This is a genomic window from Streptomyces sp. NH27, assembly GCF_056859195.1.
In genome coordinates, this window is record NZ_JACEGK010000615.1 from 1 (window position 1) to 4,340 (window position 4,340).

The 4,340-nt window shown below is 71.8% G+C and carries 3 protein-coding genes; 1 reads left to right on the top strand and 2 read right to left on the bottom strand.

Annotated elements, in window-relative coordinates:
- The coding region (locus tag AC13HU_RS33105; protein ID WP_483045681.1) for an aminotransferase-like domain-containing protein at nt 1–1,135 on the top strand (1,135 nt) is incomplete at its 5' end.
- A 31-nt stretch (nt 1,136–1,166) separates the two neighbouring features.
- On the opposite strand, the gene AC13HU_RS33110 is transcribed toward AC13HU_RS33105, so the two are convergent.
- Both AC13HU_RS33110 and AC13HU_RS33115 read right to left on the bottom strand, forming a co-directional pair.
- Nucleotides 1,167–2,789, bottom strand: coding sequence for an LCP family protein (locus AC13HU_RS33110; RefSeq protein ID WP_483045682.1), 1,623 nt, complete (start codon nt 2,787–2,789; stop codon nt 1,167–1,169).
- A gap of 356 nt (nt 2,790–3,145) precedes the next feature.
- Entirely contained in the window at nt 3,146–4,135 is a 990-nt protein-coding gene (locus tag AC13HU_RS33115) for a malate dehydrogenase (RefSeq protein WP_483045683.1), read from the bottom strand.
- Nucleotides 4,136–4,340: the final 205 nt, after the last annotated feature.

Consider the following 4,340-nt stretch of genomic DNA (forward strand, 5'->3'; position numbering starts at 1 on the left):
GGCGCGCACCGCGGGGACGCCGCCCGGGATGGTGCCGGACGCGGTGCGGCTGCCGTACTCGCTGTGGCCCGGCTCGCCGGACGTCTCCGCCTTCCCGCGGGCCGCCTGGGGCGCCGCCGCCCGACGGGCACTGACCGCGGCGCCGAGCGAGGCGTTCGGGTACTCCGATCCGCGCGGGCGGCCCGAGCTGCGGAACGCGCTCGCGGCGTATCTGGCCCGGGTGCGGGGCGTGCGGGCCGACCCCGAACTGCTGGTGGTCTGCACCGGCTTCGTCCAGGCGATCGGCCTGCTCGCGCGGGTGCTGCACGCCCGCGGCGGGCGCCGTATCGCGGTGGAGGAGCTGGGCTTCCCCGACACCCGCACGCTGCTGCGGGCGGCCGGACTCGAGACCGTGCCGCTGCCGCTGGACGACGACGGCGCCCGGGTGGAGCTGCTCGACGGCGCCTCGGACGCGGTGCTGCTCACGCCCGCGCACCAGTTCCCGACCGGCGTCCCGCTGTCGCCCGCGCGCCGTACCGCGGTCGTGGACTGGGCCCGGGCCACGGGCGGGCTGATCCTCGAGGACGACTACGACGGTGAGTTCCGCTACGACCGGCAGCCCGTCGGCGCCCTCCAGAGCCTGGCGCCCGAGCACGTCGTGTACGCCGGCACCGCGAGCAAGAGCCTGGCGCCCGGGTTGCGGCTGGCGTGGATCGCGGTGCCGCCGCACCTGATGGACGCGGTGGTCCGGGAGAAGCGGATGGCCGACCACCACTCGCCGGTGCTCGACCAGTTGACGCTGGCGGAGTTCATCGGGTCCGGCGCCCATGACCGGCACGTGCGGCGGATGCGGCTGCGCTACCGGGCCCGCCGGGACCGGCTGGTGGCCGCGCTCGGCGAGCGGGTGCCGTCGGTACGGGTCTCCGGCATCGCCGCCGGACTGCACGCCGTCGTCGAACTGCCGCCGACGGCAGGCCCGTTGGAGGCACTGATCGACCGTGCCCGGCAACGCGGGCTGGCGCTGGGCGGCTTGGAGCTGCTGGGCGCCCGCGCCGCCCGCCCCGCGCTGGTGATCGGCTACGCGACCCCGCCCGACCACGCGTTCGGCGGAGCGCTGGACCTGCTGTGCGAGGTGCTGGCGGAGTTCTGCGGCTGACCCGGACCCGACCCTCGTCGCCCCAACACCCTTACGGCGCCGAGTCCTTGATGTTCGGGCTCAACTCGTAGGCGTGGCTCGGCGAGGTGCTGCCGTACGTGTGATCGGAAGAGGTGGGCCGGCCGGCCGCGTCCAGTCCGATGACGTCGTCGAACCTGCTGACCTGCGCGCACTTGCTGAGTTTGGAGTTGGCGCCGTCGAGGGCCTGCTTGGTGTCGCCGGGCGTCGAACCGGCCTTGCCGCCCGGGTACACGCTTCCGGTGGTCCAGTCGGTGCCGAGCAGCAGCACGATCCCGTCACCGGTGCCCTGCTTGACCGCCTTCGCCGGCAGCCCGAGTGCCTTGGCGACGGTCCGGGCCTGCGCCTGGTCGCCTGCCGGGTAGGTGAGCGACGTCGTGGTGGCGTGCGGGCCGTCGCCGGAACTGGTCTGCGGGCTGAAGCCCTTGCCGATCAGTTCCTGCGCGATCGCGGCGGCCCGGCCGCCGGCCTGCGAGCCGTTCTGCACCTGCACGGCGATGGTGCCGGGCGCCACGGTGGGCGTGGTGGACGGCTTCGCCTTCCCGCCGGCCGTGGTGAGCGACTGGTCGTCGATGATGGTGTGGAACAGCGCGGGCGCGCCCGGCTTGCTGATCAGCGTCTCGTCGACGCCGTTCACCTTGGTGTCGTACGTCTGCATGGTGGCGTAGGTGATCCGGTTCTGCGGGACCTTGTTGAGGTCGTTCGAGAGGCCGATCAGCTTGCTCGGCGAGTTCAGCGCGTTGTCCACGGTCAGTGCGGAGGTGGCGGCGTTGGCGAGTTTCCACAGCTTCGTCGGACTGCTCAGCGTGCCGTGGCTCTTGAGGGTGCCGACCAGCGAGTTGAGGTAGAGGTGCTGCGCGACGGTGCGGCCGCGGCTGTCGCTGGAGTCGCCGAAGCCGTGCCGGGTGCGCAGGAACTCCAGGGCCGCGTCGCCCTTGAGCACATGGTCGCCCTTCTTCAACTTCAGGTGGCTGTAGGGGTCGTAGACGTTGTTGTCGACGCAGATCGGGACCCCGCCGACCGCGTTGGACATCTTCACCACCCCCTCGAAGTCGACCATCATGAAGTGGTCGATGGGTATCCCGGTGAGCTGGTGCACGGCGTCCACGCTGCATCCCGGGCCGCCGTTGAGCGCCGCGTTGATCTTCTGGTCGGTCTGCGGGCCCGTGCTGGGGTGGCCGTCGTCGTGGCAACTGCCCCAACTGGAGTCCAGATCACGGGGGATGCTCATCACGGTCGCGTTGGAGCGGTCGGCGGATATGTGCACCACCATCTCCACGTCGGCACGGGCGCCGCTCGAGTCGGCCGCGCCGCCGAGCTTCTTGTCGCCCGCCTTGGCGCGTGCGTCCGACCCGATCACCAGAAGGTTGATCGGGGTGCGGCCGAACGCGTCCGGTTTCTCGTGACCGGCGCCGTTCTTGCCGTTCGCGGACAGGTCGTCGGACTTGATGTTGCCGCTCAGCTTGAAATACGCGTAGGCGGCGGCGCCACAGCCGAGCAGCAGCACGAAGCCCATGGTCAGGCCGATGATCTTCAGGGCCCGGCGGCCGCCCCGCTTGCCCTGCTTCCGCTGGTTCCTGCGCGCCGCGGCGCGCCCGCCCGCGGCCGGTCCCGGCGCATCCGCCACCGGCGCCATGCCGGCCCCGGGCGCGGCGCCGCCCCCCGGCCGCCCAGCGCCATGCCTCCGCGAACCACTGGAGGACCTGGTCATACGCACTTCCCCGCAACCTCGAACGGAACACACCTGGCAGGAACGTCCACTGAGACCCACCAAACCCCCGCCGGGTTGCAGTCAGCTCACGACCTCACAGCGTTCCTTCACTTCATCTCCACATTCGGGGAGGGCATTTGGGGGCCATTCCCCCCGCACCGCCACTGCGATGTGACCAACCCGACAGCGCCATGGGGCAGATGCGTACGGCCCCGCCGCTCACCGGGGTGAGTGGCGGGGCCGTCGCGGGACCGCTGGGCCCGAACGCGGGCCCGGGTGGATCAGATCAGGCCGAGGGCGCGGACCGCGTCGCGCTCCTCCGTCAACTCCTTGACGGACGCGTCGATGCGCGGCCGCGAGAAGGCGTTGATGTCGAGGCCCTGGACGATCTCGAACGAGCCGTCCTTGGTGGTGACCGGGAAGGAGGAGATCAGACCGGCCGGGACGTCGTAGGAGCCGTCGGAGACGATGCCCATGGAGGTCCAGTCGCCGTCGGCGGTGCCGTTCACCCAGGTGTGGACGTGGTCCAGGGCCGCGGAGGCGGCCGAGGCGGCGGAGGAGGCGCCGCGGGCCTCGATGATCGCCGCGCCGCGCTTGGCGACGGTCGGGATGAAGGTGTCGGCGAGCCACTGCTCGTCGTTGATCACCTCGGCGGCGTTCTTGCCGGCGATCTCCGCGTGGAAGACGTCCGGGTACTGGGTCGCGGAGTGGTTGCCCCAGATGGTGACGCGCTTGATGTCCGCGACGGCGGCACCGGTCTTCTTCGCGAGCTGGCCGAGCGCGCGGTTGTGGTCCAGCCGGGTCATCGCGGTGAAGCGGTCCGCGGGTACGTCGGGGGCCGCGGACTTCGCGATCAGCGCGTTGGTGTTCGCCGGGTTGCCGACGACCAGGACCTTGATGTCGTCGGCCGCGTGGTCGTTGATCGCCTTGCCCTGCGGCTTGAAGATCCCGCCGTTGGCCTCCAGCAGGTCGCCGCGCTCCATGCCCTTGGTACGGGGGCGGGCGCCGACCAGCAGCGCCACGTTCGCACCGTCGAACGCCACGTTCGGGTCGTCGGAGATGTCGATGCCGCGCAGCAGCGGGAAGGCGGCGTCGTCCAGCTCCATGGCGGTGCCCTCGGCGGCCTTGAGGCCCTGCGGGATCTCCAGCAGCCTGAGCTTCACCGGCACGTCCGCGCCGAGCAGGTGGCCCGAGGCGATACGGAAGAGGAGGGCGTAGCCGATCTGGCCGGCCGCTCCGGTGACGGTGACGTTGACGGGAGTGCGAGTCATTGCCTTCTCCTGGCCTTCTGCTGCGGGTGGTACTGGCGGGTGGTCGGTCGCCCCGGCAGTGGCCCGAGCGGCCCCGAACGTGGATCTCTCGGCGTCAAGAGAGCCACTGGCCAGGCTATCGCGCGCCGCGCGCGGCGATGACGCGGCCTCGTGTGGCCCGGGTCACCGAGGCGGTACGGGACCGGGGGCGCGGCCTGGGGGGGGG

What these genes read in the sequence shown, in the direction of transcription:
- AC13HU_RS33110 (WP_483045682.1), bottom strand. Translation starts at nt 2,789, where the DNA reads ATGGCGCCGGTGGCGGATGCGCCGGGACCGGCCGCGGGCGGGCGCGCC.
- AC13HU_RS33115 (WP_483045683.1), bottom strand. Translation starts at nt 4,135, where the DNA reads ATGACTCGCACTCCCGTCAACGTCACCGTCACCGGAGCGGCCGGCCAG.